This window comes from Methylocystis sp. (assembly GCF_046349115.1).
Lineage (GTDB): Bacteria > Pseudomonadota > Alphaproteobacteria > Rhizobiales > Beijerinckiaceae > Methylocystis.
On record NZ_JAXMCX010000003.1, the window covers coordinates 448,075 to 465,758 of the forward strand.

Here is a 17,684-nt window from a genome sequence, read left to right on the forward strand (position 1 = left end):
TCGCCTCGTCCGGTTCAATCCCTCAATCATGTCATGGCGATGACTGGCGGGCGATGACTGAAGAGCGTGAGAAACGCAGACGTTCGAGCTTCCCATGAAGCTTGGCGTCGCGCGCGCCGGCGTCAAGCCCCAACCGCCTTTCAAAGCGCAAATCTTGACCTTCGAGCCTACGTTCGGGCGCCATCGGTTCAGCTGACCTGACAACGCCCAATGTCGACGGCGCATTTAACCCGATAAGCCGCGTCTAACGGCGGTGCTGGGGTCGTTTCTGTCATTTCGCCACCCTGGGTGGTTGAAATGAATCACATGATCGCCGTTATAGGAGGCGACGGCGTTGTCGAACGTCACCGAACCAAGGCGGCGCCAATTGGCGTATTTGCGTCTGGTGAAGCCCAGAGCCTCGAATTCAGTCAATTCGTCCGTCGCATCTATATCGAACGCGAGCGTGCGCTTTGGCTCCGGGTCTCCCGGATCGAATATCTGGCCGAGAATTTCGTCGCGAAAATCGAGTTCGTCGCCTTTGATTCTCGGTTGGCGCTGCGCGACGGACAATCGCATGACTCTCGGCGTCCATGTCGGTTCGCCCTGCGGCTTGCCAAGCTCGGCGATCTGATGCAGCTGGCGTTCGCTGTTTCTCTTGTCGACCAGAGCAAACACTATTCCCTCAATGGCGATGAGGAGAAGGCCTTTGCCGCGTCGCCAAGGCGTCACGCTCGGCGCGTTGTGCAGCCGCGCATCGTTAATGTAGCGCGTATAATCTCCGCCGATGTCTTCCTGGGTAATAAAGCTCGCGGGCCGTAGCGGCTCGAGATGGCCCGAGTCGATCGTCGGATAGATCTTTCCAACGAGCGACAGAGACCGGGTTTCTCCGCGCCGGGTTGCGGTGCAGCAGGTGGAATATCGAGCGATAACCAAGCCTTTGCTGCCCTTTTTAAAATAGCCCGAATAGCCGGAATCCTCGGTGATCTCCCACAGGCCGGTCAGACAAATGCCGTTGGGGTGCAGGAGACGGCGGTAGCCCAATCGATCCGGACCCCAGCGCAGGTCGGCATGCGAATCGACAATTCGCCTGGAAGCCTGCGCGATCTGCGGCGGTCGGAATTTGAGGAGGCCGCGCAGCGCGCCGGAGAGGGTCACATTAGATTGCGGCAGGGGCGGCTCGCCAGCGGCGCCCCAGATTTTCTGATAGGGATTGGCGAAAATCGCATCGCGAACTTCCGCAAACCGAGACCCCCGGTAGGCGCGGTCCTCGTTGGCTACTCCTTCGACGCCATAAGATGCCGGCTCCATGATGTTCCCCCTTCTTCCTCGTTCGCCAAGCCGGACAATCGCCAATCAGAGCGTCCGCTGATTCGCCGATTGGGCTCTTTGCGAGAAACGGAAAGCAGGCAATCGCCAGTCCGCCGCAACTTCGTTGAGTATGTTCGCTGCCGGCGCGCCCATTGCGCGATCCAGCTCGAACGTAGGGGCCGCACCATCCGTAAGAGTATTCGTGTTTTGTCCTATTCAATCCGCCGCAACACATCCGGTGACATCGAATCTCCAAGCAATATGGAACTCTGCGCGTCCAGTTCCTGATAAATTTATCGGCCGCCTTGCAGCCATTCGAACTGGCGGGTATCCAGCCTGTCGCTCCGATTGTGGCGCCGACGGGTCAATGGAGCAAGGCGTCATTTGAATCGGAATCGCGGCGCGCTATTTTCCGCCAAGCTCCAAAATATAGCTGGCAAGCGAGTCGATCTCTTCAGGGGCGAGAATGAAGTTCGGCATGTTCCGGTGCGACGAGCGCAGGAACACCTTAAGCGACAATTCGGTGGTCGACGGCATTTTGGCGACGTCTATGAAACGCGGCGCTTTCGGATCGGGGCTCGTAGCCTTGGCGTCGCGTCCGATCGCGTGGCACGACGCGCATTCGGACTTGGCGATTTTTTCGCCGGTCGACGGATCGGCGCCCGCGGCCATCGCCGACGCCGCAAACAGGGCCAGGGCCAAGGACGCCGCAATCCTCATTCGCTCACTCCTCGCCGTTGAGGTCTTCGGGACGCGGCTGCAACATGATGTTGTAGCCGGCGTCGACGAGATGGACCTCGCCGGTGACGCCCCCCGAAAGCTCGGACAAGAGATAGAGCGCCGAACCGCCGATTTCATCCAGCGTGATCATTCGACGCAGCGGACAGTGCTTCTTTTGAAAGGAACCCATCGCGCGCGCGCCGGTGATGCCGGCGCCGGCCATGGTGCGCACCGGACCGGGCGACAGCGCATTGACCCGAATGCCGCGATCGCCGAAATCGGCGGCAAGATAGCGCACCGATGAATCGAGCGCGGCTTTCGCGACGCCCATGACATTGTAATTCGGCATGACATGGGTGCCGCCGCCGAAACTCACCGTCAAGAGCGAACCGCCTTTCTTCATCAGAGCGGCGGCGCGGCGCGCGGCCTCGGTAAAGGAGAAGCAGGAAATCACCATCGTGCGGATGAAATTCTCGCGCGACGTGTCGGCGTAAAGCCCCTTCAATTCGCTCTTGTCGGAATAGGCGATCGAATGGACGAGAAAGTCCATTTCTCCCCAGTCATATTCGAGACGGGCGAACACTTGATCGACGGTCGAAAGATCCTCGACGTCGCAAGGCAGCACGAGACTCGACCCAAGCTCCTGGGCAAGCGGCTTGACGCGCTTTGCGACCGCCTCGCCCTGATAGGTGAAGGCGAGCGTCGCGCCGTGGCGCGCCAGAACCCGCGCGATGCCATAGGCGATCGAATGATCATTGGCGACGCCCATGATGAGCCCGCGCTTACCCTGCATGAGACCGGTCGCAGCCGTCATTCGGATCTTTTTCCTCGAAGATGGGGTGCGGAGCGCCGCCCACGATGAACAACATACCGCTTCTTCCCTGATGCTCCCGCCTTGGTCAATAGGGCGTCAGGCGCACTCCCTCTCCCCGTGAAACGGGGAGAGGGCCGGGGTGAGGGGCATGGGATTTGGGCTACAACGTCTCTCGTTTTTCCAGAGCCGCGAGGATTGATTCACAGACACCCTCGAAATTTCGATAGACCTCGTCATTCGTGAACCGTATGACCCTGTAGCCTTGCTGTCGCAAGAAGGCTTCGCGAAACGCGTCCCGCGCCAGTTCTTCGTCGCTCGAATGCGTCGCGCCGTCTATTTCGACGACGAGAGCATGTTCGCGGCAGACAAAATCCGCGAAGAACGGCCCGATCGGCTCCTGGCGCGCGAATTTGTAGCCGCTGAGGCGCCGGCCTCTGAGCGCGCCCCACAGGCGCTGTTCGGCGCTGGTCTGAGCCGCCCGCAACTCGCGGCTCCGATGGCGTTCGTGGAAATGGATTCCGCGCATAGAAACGCTCCGAGTAATATCCAGGCCCCTCACCCCAGCCCTCTCCCCGCAAGCGGGGAGAGGGAGTTTAGGCGGCTATTTTGGTGGTTAGGCTGGCGCATTTTCTTTTCGATCGGAGCCAGGGTTTGGCACGGCGAAATTTCGGGGGTCCCTAAGGGGGTCGACAGCGAAATTGGCAATCACCGCCCTGCCCAGCATCTCGACCTTCTCTTCCGGCGTGAATGCTTCGCGCGAGTTCTTTTCGACGAGTTCAATCGCCCAGCGGCGGATTTTCGCGGTATTTTCGTCCTTGGGATCGGCGCACAGGATTGCGATGCCGACTTCGACGAGCTTGATGTCGAGTTCGCGATTCTTTCCCGAGGCGACGGGCCACGCAGCGTAAAAATAGGCTGCGCCGCTGACGAGCGCAACGAGTAGAGCGAACGCCGACGTCAAGAGCGCCGCCCGTATCGCCTCCGGTTCATGCCATGGTGACGAACGATCTGGCTTCTCTTCACCAGTTTCGATCATGAAAAGTTTGTCCGAAAAATTTGCCGCAACCTTCTCGCCTCAAGCGTCCGGATGCTTGAACACCAATGTCGCATTGGTGCCGCCGAAGCCGAAGGAGTTCGACAGCACCGCGCCGAGTTTCACATTGTCGCGGCGCGCGCGCATGATCGGCATGTCGGCGAAATCGGGATCGAGCTCTTCGATATTGGCGCTTTCGCAGATGAAGCCGTTCTGCATCATCAACAGCGAATAAATCGCCTCCTGCACGCCGGTCGCGCCAAGCGAATGGCCGGTGAGCGATTTCGTCGCCGCGATCGGCGGACATTTGTCGCCAACGCCGAAGACTTCGCGCAAGGCTTCGATCTCCTTGGCGTCGCCGACCGGCGTCGCGGTGGCGTGCGGATTGATATAGTCGATCGGGCAGTTCACCGTCGCCAGCGCCTGCTTCATGCAGCGCACCGCGCCTTCGCCCGACGGCGCGACCATGTCGTAACCGTCGGAGGTCGCGCCATAGCCAGCGACCTCGGCGTAAATTTTCGCGCCGCGCGCCTTGGCGTGTTCGAGTTCCTCCAGCACCAGCACCCCGGCGCCGCCGGCGATGACGAAGCCGTCGCGATTCTTGTCATAGGCCCGCGAAGCGGTCGCCGGACGATCATTGTAGGAGGACGACATCGCGCCCATGGCGTCGAAGAGCACCGACAGCTCCCACTCCAACTCCTCGCAGCCGCCGGCGAAAATCATGTCCTGCTTGCCGTATTGGATCAGCTCATAGGCGTTGCCGATGCAATGGTTGGACGTGGCGCAGGCCGATGAGATCGAATAGTTGACGCCCTTGATCTTGAACCAGACGGCGAGAGTCGCCGAGGCGGTCGAGGACATGCATTTCGGCACGGCGAAAGGTCCGACGCGCTTGGGTCCCTTGGTGCGGGTGATGTCGGCCGCTTCGACAAGCGTGTGGGTCGAGGGGCCGCCGGAGCCCATGATGATGCCGGTCCGCTCATTCGAGATTTCTGCTTCCGTCAGGCCGGCGTCGCGGATCGCCTGATCCATGGCGACATGGTTCCAGGCCGTGCCGGTCGCATGGAAGCGCATGGCGCGGCGATCGACGACCGTCGAGGGGTCCAATGTCGGCATGCCGTGCACCTGGGAGCGAAAGCCGAGTTCGACGTATTTCTCGGCGCGCACAATGCCGGATTTCGCTTCGCGCAGCGAGGCGACGACCTCCTGCGTGGTGTTGCCGATCGACGACACGATGCCCATGCCGGTGACGACGACTCGTCTCATCTCGCTCTCCCCTGGCGCAGGCCGCATGTCCCGCGCGATCTTGCTATCGGTTTCAGGCGGCCGTCGCTTCTTTGGCAAGGCAGACCTTGAGGTCCTTGGCCTCATATATGCGCTCGCCGTCCGCCGCCACCCAGCCGTCGGCGAGCCCGATCACCAGCTTGCCGGTGCGCAGGCGCGTGAAGTCGACGCCATAGGTGACGAGCTTCGTATGCGGCCGGACCTGGCCGGAAAATTTCACCTCGCCGACGCCGAGCGCCATGCCGCGCCCCGGATTGTCGAGCCAAGCCAGATAGAATCCGACCATCTGCCACAGCGCGTCGAGGCCAAGACAGCCGGGCATCACCGGATTGCCCTTAAAATGGCAGTCGAAGAACCACAGGCTCGGCTTGACGTCGAGTTCGGCGCGCATATAGCCCTTGCCGTGTTCGCCGCCCTCTTCGAATATTTCGGTGATGCGATCGAACATCAGCATCGGCGGCAGCGGCAGCTGCGCATTTCCTGGGCCGAACAGCCTCTCCTCGCCGCACGCCAGTAAGTCCTCGTAGCCGAATGAGGAGCGCCTTTCGCCCATATTTCCTTATTCCTCGCGTTTAGGGCTCTAAGGCCCATACTCCCTTAGCGCCTTCGGGCGCGCCCTTAATCTTTATCGGCGCCGGCATGGGCGTCGCTTTTGGGCGAAGCGATCCGTAACATAGGCTCGCCCGTGCCGAAAGCGTCGTGGCGAACCGGCCGCAACCGTTGAGCGGCGTTGAATTTCCCGCCAGTGTCCCTATGATGCCAAAGGAAAATCGCCAGTAGAAGGCCGCGAATGGACGCCGACCAAACTCCGATCGGTCCGCCCGACGCCGCTCCGCGCAAGCCGGTCGGCGAACTGCTGGCCGACGCCGGCTTGAGGCCGACGCGCCAGCGGCTGGCGCTCGGCGAATTGCTGTTCGGTCAGGACGGCGACCGCCATGTGACGGCCGAACGGCTCTATGAAGAAGCGCTCGCGGCCGACCTCTCGGTCTCGCTGGCCACCGTGTACAACGCGCTGCACCAGTTCACTCAGGCGGGCCTGTTGCGCGAAATCGCCGTCGACGGGGCGCGCGTGTATTTCGACACCAACACCGCCGACCACCATCATTTTCTGCTTGAAGACGACGGCGAACTATACGACATCTCCGGGGCGAATATATCGGTTTCCGATCTTCCCCGGCCGCCGGAGGGTTTGCGCGTCGCGCGCGTTGATGTTGTCGTGCGTCTACGCCGCGCCTGACGCCGCCCTAGTTGAGGAAAGGATGATAAACTTCCATAAAGAGTTCGGCGTTGCTTTAGGGGGGCGCCGACCTCATCGAGAGTCGGGCGGGGGAAATGTCGCGACTGGCGAAGGAAAGAGAATCTGATCTTACCTGCGCGCAGCTTAAAGCGCTCGCCAATTCCGTCCCGAACCTCGTCTGGATGGCGCGTCCAGACGGCTGGATATTCTGGTATAATGACCGCTGGTATAAATATACCGGCACGACTCCCGAGGAGATGGCGGGATGGGGATGGCAATCCGTCCATCACCCCGATGTGCTGCCTAAAATTCTGGAGCGCTGGACGCATGCGCTCAAACATGGCGAATTCTTCCAGATGATCTTTCCGCTCAGGGGCGCCGACGGCCTGTTTCGGCCCTTCCTGACGCGCGTCGAACCCTTGCGCGAGAATGGCGCGATCGTCGGCTGGTTCGGCACCAACACCGACGTCACCGAACAGGAGCGCGATCGCGAGCGCTTGCAGCTGCTCGTTCACGAACTCAATCATCGCGTCAAGAACACTCTGGCGACGGTTCACTCGCTCGCCATGCATTCGCTGCGCGAGCTCAAGCCCAATTCGGTGGAGCTGTTCGAGAACCGCCTGCTGGCGCTCGCCGCCGTGCATGACGTTCTCACGCGCGAAAATTGGGCGAAGGCGCAAGTCCGGGAACTCGTGGGCGTGGCGATTACGCCGGCGGGCCACGAAAATTTCGAAATCTCGGGACCCGCCGTCGACGTCAGCCCGCGCATCGCGTCGAGTCTCGCGATGACGCTGCATGAATTATGCGCCAATGTCGTCGCTCATGGCGCCCTGTCAAAGCCCGGGGGACGGGTCGCCGTCGACTGGACCATTGACTCCGACAGGAGAACGCCCATGCTCCGGTTCGTCTGGCGCGAGCATGGCGGGCCGCCCGTGTCGCCGCCGAAAAAGAAGGGATTCGGCATGCGACTGATCGAGAAAACGCTGGCGTCCGACGCCGGCGCGCAAGTCTCGATCGAATTTCCGCCCGAAGGGCTGCGCTGCGCGATGGATATTCCTCTCGCCGTGGACCTGCTGAAATGAGCGCGCCCCGGGTCCTGATCGTGGAAGACGAGGCGGTCATCGCCATGGCGCTCGAAATGTTCCTCGAGGAGCTTGGCGCGCAGGTCGTCGCCACCGCCGGCAATGTCCAGGACGCCCTGCAAAAGGCGACAAGCGAAGACTTCGACCTCGCTTTTCTCGACATCAATCTTAACGGCCAGAAGGCGCATGTTCTCCCCGGCGTCCTCGAGCGCCGGCATAAACCCTTCGCCTTCGTGACCGGCTATGGCGACCAGGGCGTGCTCGGCGCGCACGCCGATGCGCCGGTCGTCGCCAAGCCCTTCAGTCGCGGCGCCATTTCGACGGCGCTCGAGAAACTCAAGAGCCGCCTGTCGGCGACGCCGTCGGCGTGACTATTCGAATTTCTCGCCCGGATAGACGCCCCAGAGATTTTCCTGCTGTATGTAGCCGTCGAATCCCTTGCCGGCGATGCGGCACCATTTGCCGTCACAGTCGCGCAAATTGCCGATGACGCCGGGGCCGAGCTTGGCCAGCGGCGTCTTACGGTCCTCGGCGACGAGCAGTTGCGGCTCCTTTTTCCACGGCGCGACCAAAGCGGTGCGCCGTCCCGACAGCAGCGAATGCAGCACCCAGCCTTCCGTGCCTTCCGAATCGCGGATCTTGCGCCAGGTTTCGAATTCGGCGGTGATCTCGACCGGCAGCGCGGCGCGTTCGTAAATCCACAGGGTCGGATGTTCCTTGCTCGGCCCCTCGCGCACATTCACGCGATCGGATTTGAGGCTCACGTAGCGCGGCAAGGGCAGGCCGCTGACCGGACCTTTCTGGGGCTCCAGAGCGTGCGCGTGCATCGCGCAACAAAACGCCGCGAGGATGGCCGCGACGAATGCGGCGACACGGCTCTGCGGACGAATTCCGAAATGTTTCGAAGCCTCGGCGAAAGCCCTCGAAATTGGCGCAAATTCTGCTTTTATTCGCGACATGGTGGATCGATCGCTCGCTTGTCTTTGGCCTGTCATCTGCTAGGAAGTCGAATGCGCCCGCCAGAGGGGACGTATTGGTTTTGTCGCCGACCGCCGTTAAGACCCGGTTGAAGCCGGCGGAACACGCCGGCGCCTTTTCATCCGCCGCCGCCAAGCGGCGAAGATCATCATCGCAATCGCAGAATCGCTGCTGCAACACAACATAAACGCGGAGGCGGACCAGGGATATGCCGAAAAAGAAGCCGCTCGTTGTCGTGTCCCGCCGGCTGCCCGAGGTGATCGAAACCCGCATGTGCGAGCTGTTCGACGCGCGCCTCAACGAGAGCGACAAGCCGCTTACTCATGACGAACTCGTCGAGGCCATGCGCACCGCCGACGTGCTGGTGCCCACCATCACCGACCGCATCGATTCCCATCTGATCGCTCAGGCCGGCGAGCAAATGAAGCTCATCGCCAATTTCGGCAATGGCGTCGACAATATCGACGTCGCCTCGGCCCTCGACCGCTCGATCACGGTCACCAACACGCCCGGCGTTCTCACCGAAGACACGGCCGACATGACGATGGCGCTGATTCTGTCGGTGGCGCGCCGTCTGGTCGAAGGCGCGAATGCGATCCCGGACGGCTCCTGGCCGGGCTGGTCGCCGACCTGGATGCTCGGCCATCGGATCACCGGCAAGAGATTGGGCATCGTCGGCATGGGCAGGATTGGCCAGGCCCTGGCGCGGCGGGCGAAAAGCTTCGGCCTCTCGATCCACTACCACAACCGCCGGCGGCTCGGCGCCGAGATCGAAGAGCAATTGGAGGCGACTTATTGGGAGTCGCTCGATCAGATGCTGGCGCGCGTCGATATCGTATCGATCCACTGCCCGCATACGCCAGCGACCTATCATCTGCTCTCCGCGCGGCGACTTTCGCATCTGCGTCCTCACGCCATCATGGTCAATACCGCGCGCGGCGAGATCGTCGACGAGAACGCCCTGGTGCGCATGCTGGAGGCCGACGAGATGGCCGGCGCCGGCCTCGACGTCTTCGAACATGAGCCCGCCGTCTCGCCGAAATTGTTGAAGCTCGCCAAGGCCGGCAAGGTGACGCTGCTGCCCCACATGGGCTCGGCGACCATCGAAGGCCGCATCGATATGGGCGAGAAAGTCATTATCAATATCAAGACCTTCATGGACGGCCACCGCCCGCCTGACCGCGTCCTGCCGAGCATGCTATAAAGGCGCCGCGCCGCGGACGGGAGGGGCCGGCGCCGGGCGCCTGATGAGAGGATGATTGACGCGATGAAGAGGATTTTGCTCGCCTTATCCGCCTCGCTCTGCGCCGTTGCGCTCGCCGCCGCGCCGTCCGGCGCCAAGAGCCGCGCAAAGCCGCCACAAGAGACGGAGCAGCCGCAGGACGAAAACAAGGAGACCGGCGGCATTCCCCGCTATCAGCCGTTCCCGCACAATCAGAATTTCGTGCTCAAGGAGATCAATGGCAAAGCGCCGCCGGTCGAAATGTGGATTTCGATCGATTCGACGGGCCGCGCCAATGGGTTCTCAGGCTGCAAGAACTGGTCGGGGATTTTCGTCATCGGCCCCAACCGGCTCGGGCCGCGCACCATGCCGGCGATCAATGAACGTAAATGCGAAGGCCCGCTCGCGGCCCTCGAACACGACTATTGGGCGGTCCTGCTCTCCGGCCCCTATTGGGACACCAAGGGCGACGACCTGATCCTGAAGGGCGCCCAAGGCGGCGTGCTGCATTTCCAGCGCTCGCTGTAACGCCTGCGAACGCTTGTTTTCTCAACCTTCTGCACGATCTCTTAATTCCGGCTACACATAACCAAGCCGAAGCGGTAACTTGGCGAATCAAAAAACGTAGAGGAGGGTTTAATGTCTGAAGTGCTATCTCAGTTGATCGCACAGGCCCGCAAAATCGAAATGAGCGTCTTTGAGCGAAGAGCTCAACGGAAAAGCTTTGTCTACGGTAACACATACATAGAAAACCCGCTCATAACCAGGGAAATAGTCGAAGTTGCTGACGCCAAACTTCACGACAAAGAAAGCAACACGCAGCCTAAAAAATGAGTGAAGACAGGCATAGAAAAGCACAAGACCGGGATCTGATCGAAGATCCGCTACAAAAAGCATTGAAAGAAGCCGAAAATGGCATAAAACAGTATGAAAAAATTTTTGAATTATTTAATGAAGCGGTCGACCTCGGCGACTCGTGGAAATTAAGACAGAGGATGATTGTTGATTTGCAGAACGTTGCCCTCCAAGGCATTCATCATTTGGCGGGAACATATCGAAATTCACCTGTAGCGATTTCTGGCAGCAGTCACGCACCGCCAAACTTTTTGGACATTTCGGATGAGGTGGCCGGTCTCTGCGACTATGTCAACACGCAGTGGTCGACTAAAACAGCCATACATCTTGCTGCATATGTTCTATGGAGGATGAACTGGATTCATCCGTTTGCGGACGGAAATGGAAGAACGGCTAGGGCGGTTTCCTATCTGGTATTATTGGTGAAACTCGGTACTTTGCTGCCTGGAACTCATACGATTCCTGAACAAATCGCATCTAATAAAGGTCCTTACTACGACGCTCTCGAAGCAGCGGATGCTGCAGCCAAAAAGGGCATCATAGATGTCACCGTTATGGAGCAAATGCTTGAAAGCATGCTCATTAGCCAACTTACAAAAAAACCCAACCCAATTTTGCCTGGAACAGAGCGATTGAAATGGGTCCTCGCAAATCGCATAGACAAGGCCCCTCCAGACCTGTTGCAAAACTTATACGGCACTTCCGAAACGAGAGAACAGCTTTGGGCAGTAGGTAATAGTATAATCTTGCAGGTGTCTGCAGCAGAAGACATCGATGCCGCAGAGAAAAGATTTGCGCTTTTTGGCGACCCGTTTCCAGGTCTTATTGGAGACGTGAATGCACAAGAAATGGTTACCCTCGACAACTCAGGACGAATTTTACGGAGGATTGAACTTGATGCGTTCGAGAAGTGCGCTGTTTCTCTTCAACCTGGTTCTTCAATAGTTATTTCAAATCCAAATATAAGAAATAAAAATGAACAACAAAACTGGTCATCATCTGGAACTCTATACATTATGCAGCTTGGTTCGAATATAAATCTTGAAAATATTTCTGAGCATATCGACTTTCTACTTGCTCGCCATTTTCGAGATGGATACTAAAAAATCATGGACGCTGCAGAATTTGACGAATTCGAGCGTCTGGTTAACTCGACCGAAAGCCATACAGAAACACAATGCGCCACATTTCTTCATCATGCGGCGGGGCTCCTCATCCCTCAAACTCCGTTGCACAGAAACTTTGCTCGTGAAGATCGCAATTTCTTTGGATCAACGGATTTCATTATTTCAGCGACGATAAAAACCGATCAAAATCATGAAGAGCAGGTAGCATACATTTGGAGCTGAAGGCTCCTCAGTGTTATTTATTTGAGTTTGACGATAACAAAAATCGTTGCAGACCAACAAAAGAATTTTTTAAGGGAGAAAATCAGTTAATACACTATGTTTATCACGCCGTCAATGATGACAACTTCAGAGCAAGGTTTAACATACTGCACACGAGAAACATCAAGGCTGGAGGAATTATTATAGGTCGCAGCAAAGACCGCATGATTGAAAGCCATGGAGATATTACAGCTTCCGATAAGGCACGGGAGTCTCTGTCTATTCGAAGTACTATGTTATATCAGTCGCATGGTATTAGGGTTTTCACATGGGACCGTATCCTCGAATACGTTCAGCCAACCCATTAAGTGCATTCATCTCGCCGGCGAGGCGAGCAGCGGGCACGGGGCTTCATGCAGCACGCGCTCCGTCGTCGAGCCGCGCAGGGCTTCCAGCAATCCCTGGCGTCCCCGCGTCGGCATCGCGATGAGATCGGCCTTGATCTCCCTGGCGTAGTCGAGAATCGTCTCGACCACCGGCCCCTGGCGCAGTTCGATATGCGGCAGCAGCCCTTCGAATATCGGCAACTCGTCGCCGACATGCAGCAGCATGACGTCGGCGGCGGGGTTGAGACGATGCGCAATGTCGGCGACATGGCGAAAGGCGTCGAGCGGCGAGACCGTCGCCTCGACCGGCATCAGCACGGTGTTGAGCGACACCGCGCCGGTTTCGCGATCGACGAATCCCTTTTGGTCCTCGCGCAGGAACAGCGCCGGCAGATGAGTCTCGCGCGCCGTCTCCTCCGCGATTGAACCTTCGAGCAGGCGCTCCAGGGCGCTGCGCGGCCGGGTCATCATCACCAAGAGATCGCAGAGGTGCCGCTCGGCATAAGCGGACACCCCCATCACCGGCGACTCCGACTCGACCGCGGCCTTGACGAATTTGACGCCGAGCGCTTCGACCGCCTCGGCCCGCGTCGCGGTGGGCGAAATCATCTTCCAGCGCGCCAGCATTTCGCGCACTTGCGGAAAGCGATCCCAGTCGTCCTCCTCGGTCTCGGGCGCCTCGATATGCAGAATGTGCAACATGCTCTTGCAGGCCACGGCGATGCGCAGCGCATGGGCGAAGGCGTCGAGGCTCGCGAAGGAGAGATCGGTCGGATGAACGATTGACTTGGGCGTGTCGCCATTCATATCGGGTTTGCTCCTCTATCGCTTGGCGAAGCCTATACGCGCCGGCGCGCGTGGCAATGACGGGTTTCGCCGCAGCCTAAAATTGTTCGTCGAGCGCCTTCTTGACCTCTTCGACGAGTTCCTCTTCGGGAACGGCGAATTGCGCCGGGCGCAGCGCCTTCCATTGCTCATTGGTGGCGATATTGGCGGCGGCCTTGGCGCCGGCGACGAGGTCCTTGAGCGTGACCTCCCCGCGCGCCTTTTCGTCCGAGCCCTGGATGATCACGAGCGGGCTGTTGCGCCGGTCGGCGTATTTCATCTGCGCCTTCATCCCCGCCGCGCCGAGGTAGAGTTCGGCGGCGATCCCGGCGGCCCGCAACTGCGCCGCCATCCGCTGATAATCGGCGAGCCGGTCGCGATCGAGCACCAGCACCACCACCGGGCCGACATGGGGACGGGCCGAGACGATCGGGCTGCCGATCAGCTTTAGCGCCGCGAAGAGCCGCGAGACGCCGATCGAGAAGCCGGTCGCCGGCGTATTTTCGGGCCTGAACCGACCGACCAGCCCGTCATAGCGGCCGCCGCCGCCGACCGAGCCGAAACGCACCGGATGTCCCTTCTCGTCGCGGGTCTCGAAGGTGAGGTCAGCTTCGAAAACCGGGCCGGTGTAATATTCGAGCCCGCGCACGATCGAGGGGTCGATGCGAATGCGGTCCGGCCCGAAGCCAGCGTCGCGCGCGAGGTCCTCGATTTCCAGAAGCTCCTCGGCGCCCTGGGCGCCGACCTCACTTTTGCCGAGCAGTCCGAAGAGATCGAAGGCCGGCGCGCCGTCGCGATACTGGCCGCCGAGGCTGAAGGAGAGGATCGTGTCGATCGCCGGCAGATCGAGGCCGGCGCCTTTGGTGAAATCGCCGCTGTCGTCCTTGCGGCCCGCGCCGAGCAATTGCCGGACGCCGTCAGGCCCAAGCCGGTCGAGCTTGTCGATCGCGCGCAGCACGACGAGGCGGCGGCCGGCGTTCTCCTCGCCCGCGAGGCCGATCGACTGCATGACGCCGTCGAGCACCTTGCGGCTATTGATCTTGATGACGTAGTCGCCGCGCGCGATCCCGAGCCGCTCCATCGCGTCGGCGGCCATCATGCAGATTTCGGCGTCGGCGGCGGGCGAGGCGGAGCCGACGGTATCGGCGTCGAACTGCATGAATTGGCGAAAACGCCCCGGCCCCGGCTTTTCATTGCGATAGACCGGGCCGACCCGATAGGAGCGATAGGGCTTTGGCAGCCGCTCGAAATTCTGCGCGACGAAACGCGCGAGCGGCGCGGTCAGATCATAGCGCAGCGACAGCCATTGCTCGTCGTCGTCCTGAAAGGAGAAGACGCCCTCGTTCGGCCGATCCTGATCGGGCAGGAATTTGCCGAGCGCGTCGGTATATTCGATCGACGGCGTCTCCAGCGCCTCGAAGCCGTAAAGCTCATAGACCTCGCGGATGACGTCGAGCATGCGCGAGGTCGCCGCGAGTTCGCCAGCCTCGCGGTCAGCGAGCCCGCGAGGGGTTCGCGCTTCGACTTTGGTTTTACTTTCGTCTTTGGACATAAACGACGACCCGCGACGGGTTCTCACCCTCCCCTTGAGAGGGAGGGTCGGACTGCGCAGCAGTCCGGGGTGGGGTGACAGGCGCCGAAGGGGCCTATGCCCGTTCGGCGCGCCTCCCTCAATCGGGAGGCGGCGACTCGGCCGCCTTCCTAGCATTTTCCCAGTCGGAGGGAAGCGCCGCGCCCTTTGGCCAGAGCCGCAAATGGGCGGCGCATCGAGAGCAGTCCGAACTGCCGAAGCCCAGCAGGGGGATCGGCAAGGCGGAGAGCGCGGCGTTGAGCGCGCATTCGTCGCCGCCTTCGACAATGAAAGCGCCGAGAACCTGCCCCTGCAGGGTCAGCTGATCGACATGCCAATGCGCGCGCTTATCTTTGCGCCTATGCCGCGCGAGCCGCGCCCGCAATCCGCCGGGGCCTTTGGCTGAGCCGCAGTAGAGGTAATCGCCGGATTCGAGCGTAACGGCGATTCCGCCGGCCGTCGCGGTCAACGGCGCGCCAAGCCGGAGCCAGAGAGCATAGGCGCCAGGAGCCGCATTCACCGCTCCCGTTTCGCGAATGAAGCGGATCACCCAAGCTCTCTCTCGACGTCAGCCCGCCTAAAAGCGCGTGAGCACGAAGCTCACAAAGGCCATGGCCCCGGCAAGAGTGAGCGCGGAGCCGACCGCGAAGCTCTTGGAGCCTGCGTGAATGAGCTGGGCCTCATGGGCGATCAGCGGCAGCAGCGTCCCGAAGACCGTCACGAGAAAACCGCCGACCAGAATATGTATCGGCTTTACCTCGACAATTCGAGTCCAGCTCAAGTCGATCCCCTTTGAACGCGCCAAGGCGACGAGGGCGGAATATTTCGCATTGACCCATTTGACGAATCGCCCCAGCAGGCCGGTGAGAATGACGACCGCGAAGGCGAGCATCGCATAGCTCAGCCAATGCCATTTGAATGGAAAAAGCTTGTCCACCAGCGCAAGCAGCCAATTGAACAGGTGCAGCGGGAGACTCGCGAAAGTGACGAAAAACTCGGTCAGACAGTCGATCGCCACGGCGATCGAAGCCGGCGACAGGATCAGGATGAGGCCGAAGAGCAATCCAGCCGGGATTCCGATACGCAGATCGGAAAGAACGCTCAGGAACCGATAGGGCGCCTTTACGAACAGACGCGGGTTTTCGTCCGGTTTCAGGTCGTTGACGATGAAATTGCCAATTCCGTTCCAATGCCTTTCCTGTATCGCGCCGCTATGGCCGCCGAGCGCGAAATATTCGGATTGCGTGAGGCGCGCGTCATGGGCAGAGTCGCCTAATTCGGTAAAGCCGTCAAATCCGCCCCCGCCAAGATCGGAGAAATAATCCACGCTTTTCGGCAACAGGGCGACCACCCAATCTGTCGCGCCCCGCGCATTGTGAAACCGTTCGATTGCGCCTCGATTGAGGTGCTTCGTCCACTCGAAATTCTGGTTCACGACGCTGCCCGCAAAATAAATATTGGCGAAGCGCGCCGCAGGATATTTCTCCAATGCGTTGGCGGCGAGATAAGTGCCGTTCGAATGTCCGACATAATGGAGTCTTGCGTTCGGATATCGCGCTTTCACATTGACGTAGAGGTCCATGAACCATTCGGTTTTCTGCTGCCGAATCCAGGGCAGCAGGAATTCGCCCATCGGAAAATAGCCGTAAGTCGGCGTGCAGGTGACGAGCTGCGGCGGCGCAGGACTGCGCCGCCGGGCGTCGGTTTCCTTAATCGCTTTGGCGATCCGATGCGTCCAATAGCCATTGTCGCGAATGCCGTGGATGATGAAGACGACATTTTCGACATCGTGCTTCGGCTCCATCGGATTGTCTTCGAAGAACACCGGATTTTTCGTCACGTCGATCAGCGCCGGAATCTCTATTTCTTCTTTGTTCGACGAAAATTTCGTCGGCGCGGTCTTCTCGCCGATTAGCGCGGTCAGAAAGGCCTTCTTCCTCTCGCCGTCCTCGGTTCTGGAATACCTGATCGCCTCCATATGGTTGGTCTCGGGCATTTCCAGAAGGAAGAACTTGCGCTCGTTCGGATCCTTCTCAAACCGTCCGTCGACGTCATTGTCGACCTGATCGAGCGGCGAAACGAAATCGTCGGTCGTGCCGATTATTTGGACGACAAGCGGGTTGTTCTCCCCGTCGGGCGCACGCTTGAGTTCGCGCCCCGATACGGCTTGGATATTGTTGTATTGCTCGATCGACTTCTCGTCGAACCAGCGGCGGTAAGCCATCCACTTCAGGCGCGTTTGCACAATGAACGTCGAGCCTCGCCTCATATCGAACATCGTGCGGCCGATATTGCTCGCCTTGTCGATGAATTTTCGAATAAAGCCCTTGTCGGCGTCGGCCTTCTGCGGCCCGAGTTGGCCAAGGAACCTGACGGCGCGCGACCAGAATCCGAGCAGGTTCAAACCGACCGCCGCCCACCAGGAATCTCGGTCGGAGACGCTCCACCCTTTGTCCCATGTGCCAATGAGCACAAGCCGTTCCACCTTCTTCGACCAGTCGCGCGGAACGCCGGGAATGTCGTCGCGATCGTTCCCGGCGAAATCCGGCGAACGCGACGCGCCATGCAGAAAAACGCGGCGCAGCAATACGCCGCCCATGCTGTGGCCGACGAAAACGATCCGAGAATAGCCGCCGCGCGTCCTCCATAAGTGATCGAGATCGTCCGCGATCATTTCGACGATCGCGGCGGCGCCCGTGCCATCGCGCCATCTGAAATAAGGCATCGTCGGCGCGTAAATGTCGGCGCCTCCGGCGTTAAACGCTTTCTTCGCCAAATCGATCGCGTCGGCCATACTGTCGCGGGTGGCGCCGGCCGGGAGCTGGATTTGACCGGATGACACTCCCAGTCCATGAAGGATGACGACAAGCGTCGCGCCGCGCGCGTCCTTTTGCCATGATTCGAAGCCTTCCCACTGGGAAGGAAGTCGCAGTTCCTCCGACGACGTCATTGAAATCGCCTTTCAAAAAATTACTCGCGGCTCCTAAAGCCGCGCGCCGCAATTGTTTAGTTCTAGACGACAGAACCACGCCGCGTCAACGCGTCCGATGCGAGTCACAG

20 protein-coding genes are annotated in these 17,684 nt (G+C 59.9%); 8 read left to right on the top strand and 12 right to left on the bottom strand.

Going from position 1 to position 17,684, the window contains the following annotated elements; all coding sequences use genetic code 11:
- Positions 1–225 precede the first annotated feature (225 nt).
- The 7 genes from U1E20_RS11610 to fabA form a co-directional block, all read right to left on the bottom strand.
- On the bottom strand, positions 226–1,290 hold the full coding sequence (locus U1E20_RS11610; RefSeq protein ID WP_409980758.1) for a hypothetical protein: 1,065 nt from the start codon (positions 1,288–1,290) through the stop codon (positions 226–228).
- Positions 1,291–1,695: 405 nt separating this feature from the next.
- A complete protein-coding gene (locus U1E20_RS11615; RefSeq protein ID WP_409980759.1) occupies positions 1,696–2,010 on the bottom strand; it encodes a c-type cytochrome in 315 nt (104 codons plus the stop codon).
- 4 nt (positions 2,011–2,014) lie between these two features.
- A complete protein-coding gene (gene fabI, locus U1E20_RS11620) occupies positions 2,015–2,824 on the bottom strand; it encodes an enoyl-ACP reductase FabI (RefSeq protein ID WP_409980760.1) in 810 nt (269 codons plus the stop codon).
- 160 nt (positions 2,825–2,984) lie between these two features.
- Positions 2,985–3,350: an endonuclease domain-containing protein gene (locus U1E20_RS11625; RefSeq protein ID WP_409980761.1), complete on the bottom strand. Its 366-nt coding sequence runs from the start codon at positions 3,348–3,350 to the stop codon at positions 2,985–2,987.
- Between the two features lie 87 nt (positions 3,351–3,437).
- On the bottom strand, positions 3,438–3,860 hold the full coding sequence (locus U1E20_RS11630) for a hypothetical protein (protein WP_409980762.1): 423 nt from the start codon (positions 3,858–3,860) through the stop codon (positions 3,438–3,440).
- 39 nt (positions 3,861–3,899) lie between these two features.
- On the bottom strand, positions 3,900–5,123 hold the full coding sequence (fabB, locus tag U1E20_RS11635; protein WP_409980763.1) for a beta-ketoacyl-ACP synthase I: 1,224 nt from the start codon (positions 5,121–5,123) through the stop codon (positions 3,900–3,902).
- A gap of 52 nt (positions 5,124–5,175) precedes the next feature.
- Positions 5,176–5,694 (bottom strand): 3-hydroxyacyl-[acyl-carrier-protein] dehydratase FabA, encoded by a 519-nt coding sequence (fabA, locus tag U1E20_RS11640; protein ID WP_409980764.1) that lies wholly within the window; start codon positions 5,692–5,694, stop codon positions 5,176–5,178.
- A gap of 237 nt (positions 5,695–5,931) precedes the next feature.
- Between fabA and irrA the strand changes: the two genes are divergently transcribed.
- From irrA to U1E20_RS11655, 3 genes are all read left to right on the top strand, one after another.
- Positions 5,932–6,378, top strand: coding sequence for an iron response transcriptional regulator IrrA (irrA, locus tag U1E20_RS11645; RefSeq protein ID WP_409980765.1), 447 nt, complete (start codon positions 5,932–5,934; stop codon positions 6,376–6,378).
- A gap of 95 nt (positions 6,379–6,473) precedes the next feature.
- Complete coding sequence (locus U1E20_RS11650; protein ID WP_409980766.1) at positions 6,474–7,460, top strand: sensor histidine kinase; 987 nt, start codon at positions 6,474–6,476, stop codon at positions 7,458–7,460.
- Complete coding sequence (locus tag U1E20_RS11655) at positions 7,457–7,831, top strand: response regulator (RefSeq protein WP_409980767.1); 375 nt, start codon at positions 7,457–7,459, stop codon at positions 7,829–7,831. Before U1E20_RS11650 ends, U1E20_RS11655 begins: the two co-directional genes overlap by 4 nt.
- On the opposite strand, the gene U1E20_RS11660 is transcribed toward U1E20_RS11655, so the two are convergent.
- Positions 7,832–8,287 carry an SH3 domain-containing protein gene (locus U1E20_RS11660; protein WP_409980768.1) on the bottom strand — a complete coding sequence of 152 codons (456 nt, stop codon included), beginning with the start codon at positions 8,285–8,287 and terminating at the stop codon, positions 7,832–7,834.
- Positions 8,288–8,646: 359 nt separating this feature from the next.
- Here U1E20_RS11660 and U1E20_RS11665 point away from each other — a divergent pair, with 359 nt between their 5' ends.
- The 5 genes from U1E20_RS11665 (at position 8,647) to U1E20_RS11685 (ending at position 11,864) form a co-directional block, all read left to right on the top strand.
- Positions 8,647–9,642, top strand: a complete 996-nt coding sequence (locus tag U1E20_RS11665) for a 2-hydroxyacid dehydrogenase (RefSeq protein ID WP_409980769.1) — start codon at positions 8,647–8,649, stop codon at positions 9,640–9,642.
- 63 nt (positions 9,643–9,705) lie between these two features.
- On the top strand, positions 9,706–10,188 hold the full coding sequence (locus tag U1E20_RS11670; RefSeq protein ID WP_409980770.1) for an META domain-containing protein: 483 nt from the start codon (positions 9,706–9,708) through the stop codon (positions 10,186–10,188).
- Between the two features lie 111 nt (positions 10,189–10,299).
- Positions 10,300–10,494 carry a hypothetical protein gene (locus tag U1E20_RS11675; protein ID WP_409980771.1) on the top strand — a complete coding sequence of 65 codons (195 nt, stop codon included), beginning with the start codon at positions 10,300–10,302 and terminating at the stop codon, positions 10,492–10,494.
- On the top strand, positions 10,491–11,618 hold the full coding sequence (locus tag U1E20_RS11680) for a Fic family protein (RefSeq protein WP_409980772.1): 1,128 nt from the start codon (positions 10,491–10,493) through the stop codon (positions 11,616–11,618). The genes U1E20_RS11675 and U1E20_RS11680 overlap by 4 nt, the downstream gene beginning before the upstream one ends.
- Before the next feature lie 6 nt (positions 11,619–11,624).
- Positions 11,625–11,864, top strand: coding sequence for a hypothetical protein (locus U1E20_RS11685; RefSeq protein WP_409980773.1), 240 nt, complete (start codon positions 11,625–11,627; stop codon positions 11,862–11,864).
- 353 nt (positions 11,865–12,217) lie between these two features.
- On the opposite strand, the gene U1E20_RS11690 is transcribed toward U1E20_RS11685, so the two are convergent.
- The 4 genes from U1E20_RS11690 to U1E20_RS11705 form a co-directional block, all read right to left on the bottom strand.
- Positions 12,218–13,036 (bottom strand): universal stress protein, encoded by an 819-nt coding sequence (locus tag U1E20_RS11690; RefSeq protein ID WP_409980774.1) that lies wholly within the window; start codon positions 13,034–13,036, stop codon positions 12,218–12,220.
- Positions 13,037–13,112: 76 nt separating this feature from the next.
- Positions 13,113–14,606: a histidine--tRNA ligase gene (gene hisS / locus U1E20_RS11695; RefSeq protein ID WP_409980775.1), complete on the bottom strand. Its 1,494-nt coding sequence runs from the start codon at positions 14,604–14,606 to the stop codon at positions 13,113–13,115.
- A 118-nt stretch (positions 14,607–14,724) separates the two neighbouring features.
- A complete protein-coding gene (locus tag U1E20_RS11700) occupies positions 14,725–15,174 on the bottom strand; it encodes a GIY-YIG nuclease family protein (RefSeq protein WP_409980776.1) in 450 nt (149 codons plus the stop codon).
- Between the two features lie 27 nt (positions 15,175–15,201).
- A complete protein-coding gene (locus tag U1E20_RS11705; protein WP_409980777.1) occupies positions 15,202–17,574 on the bottom strand; it encodes a lipase family alpha/beta hydrolase in 2,373 nt (790 codons plus the stop codon).
- Between the last annotated feature and the right edge of the window lie 110 nt (positions 17,575–17,684).

Coding starts and splice junctions, on each gene's coding strand:
- U1E20_RS11610 (WP_409980758.1), bottom strand. CDS start 1,290: ATGGAGCCGGCATCTTATGGCGTCGAAGGAGTAGCCAACGAGGACCGC.
- U1E20_RS11615 (WP_409980759.1), bottom strand. CDS start 2,010: ATGAGGATTGCGGCGTCCTTGGCCCTGGCCCTGTTTGCGGCGTCGGCG.
- fabI (WP_409980760.1), bottom strand. CDS start 2,824: ATGACGGCTGCGACCGGTCTCATGCAGGGTAAGCGCGGGCTCATCATG.
- U1E20_RS11625 (WP_409980761.1), bottom strand. CDS start 3,350: ATGCGCGGAATCCATTTCCACGAACGCCATCGGAGCCGCGAGTTGCGG.
- U1E20_RS11630 (WP_409980762.1), bottom strand. CDS start 3,860: ATGATCGAAACTGGTGAAGAGAAGCCAGATCGTTCGTCACCATGGCAT.
- fabB (WP_409980763.1), bottom strand. CDS start 5,123: ATGAGACGAGTCGTCGTCACCGGCATGGGCATCGTGTCGTCGATCGGC.
- fabA (WP_409980764.1), bottom strand. CDS start 5,694: ATGGGCGAAAGGCGCTCCTCATTCGGCTACGAGGACTTACTGGCGTGC.
- irrA (WP_409980765.1), top strand. CDS start 5,932: ATGGACGCCGACCAAACTCCGATCGGTCCGCCCGACGCCGCTCCGCGC.
- U1E20_RS11650 (WP_409980766.1), top strand. CDS start 6,474: ATGTCGCGACTGGCGAAGGAAAGAGAATCTGATCTTACCTGCGCGCAG.
- U1E20_RS11655 (WP_409980767.1), top strand. CDS start 7,457: ATGAGCGCGCCCCGGGTCCTGATCGTGGAAGACGAGGCGGTCATCGCC.
- U1E20_RS11660 (WP_409980768.1), bottom strand. CDS start 8,287: ATGCACGCGCACGCTCTGGAGCCCCAGAAAGGTCCGGTCAGCGGCCTG.
- U1E20_RS11665 (WP_409980769.1), top strand. CDS start 8,647: ATGCCGAAAAAGAAGCCGCTCGTTGTCGTGTCCCGCCGGCTGCCCGAG.
- U1E20_RS11670 (WP_409980770.1), top strand. CDS start 9,706: ATGAAGAGGATTTTGCTCGCCTTATCCGCCTCGCTCTGCGCCGTTGCG.
- U1E20_RS11675 (WP_409980771.1), top strand. CDS start 10,300: ATGTCTGAAGTGCTATCTCAGTTGATCGCACAGGCCCGCAAAATCGAA.
- U1E20_RS11680 (WP_409980772.1), top strand. CDS start 10,491: ATGAGTGAAGACAGGCATAGAAAAGCACAAGACCGGGATCTGATCGAA.
- U1E20_RS11685 (WP_409980773.1), top strand. CDS start 11,625: ATGGACGCTGCAGAATTTGACGAATTCGAGCGTCTGGTTAACTCGACC.
- U1E20_RS11690 (WP_409980774.1), bottom strand. CDS start 13,036: ATGAATGGCGACACGCCCAAGTCAATCGTTCATCCGACCGATCTCTCC.
- hisS (WP_409980775.1), bottom strand. CDS start 14,606: ATGTCCAAAGACGAAAGTAAAACCAAAGTCGAAGCGCGAACCCCTCGC.
- U1E20_RS11705 (WP_409980777.1), bottom strand. CDS start 17,574: ATGACGTCGTCGGAGGAACTGCGACTTCCTTCCCAGTGGGAAGGCTTC.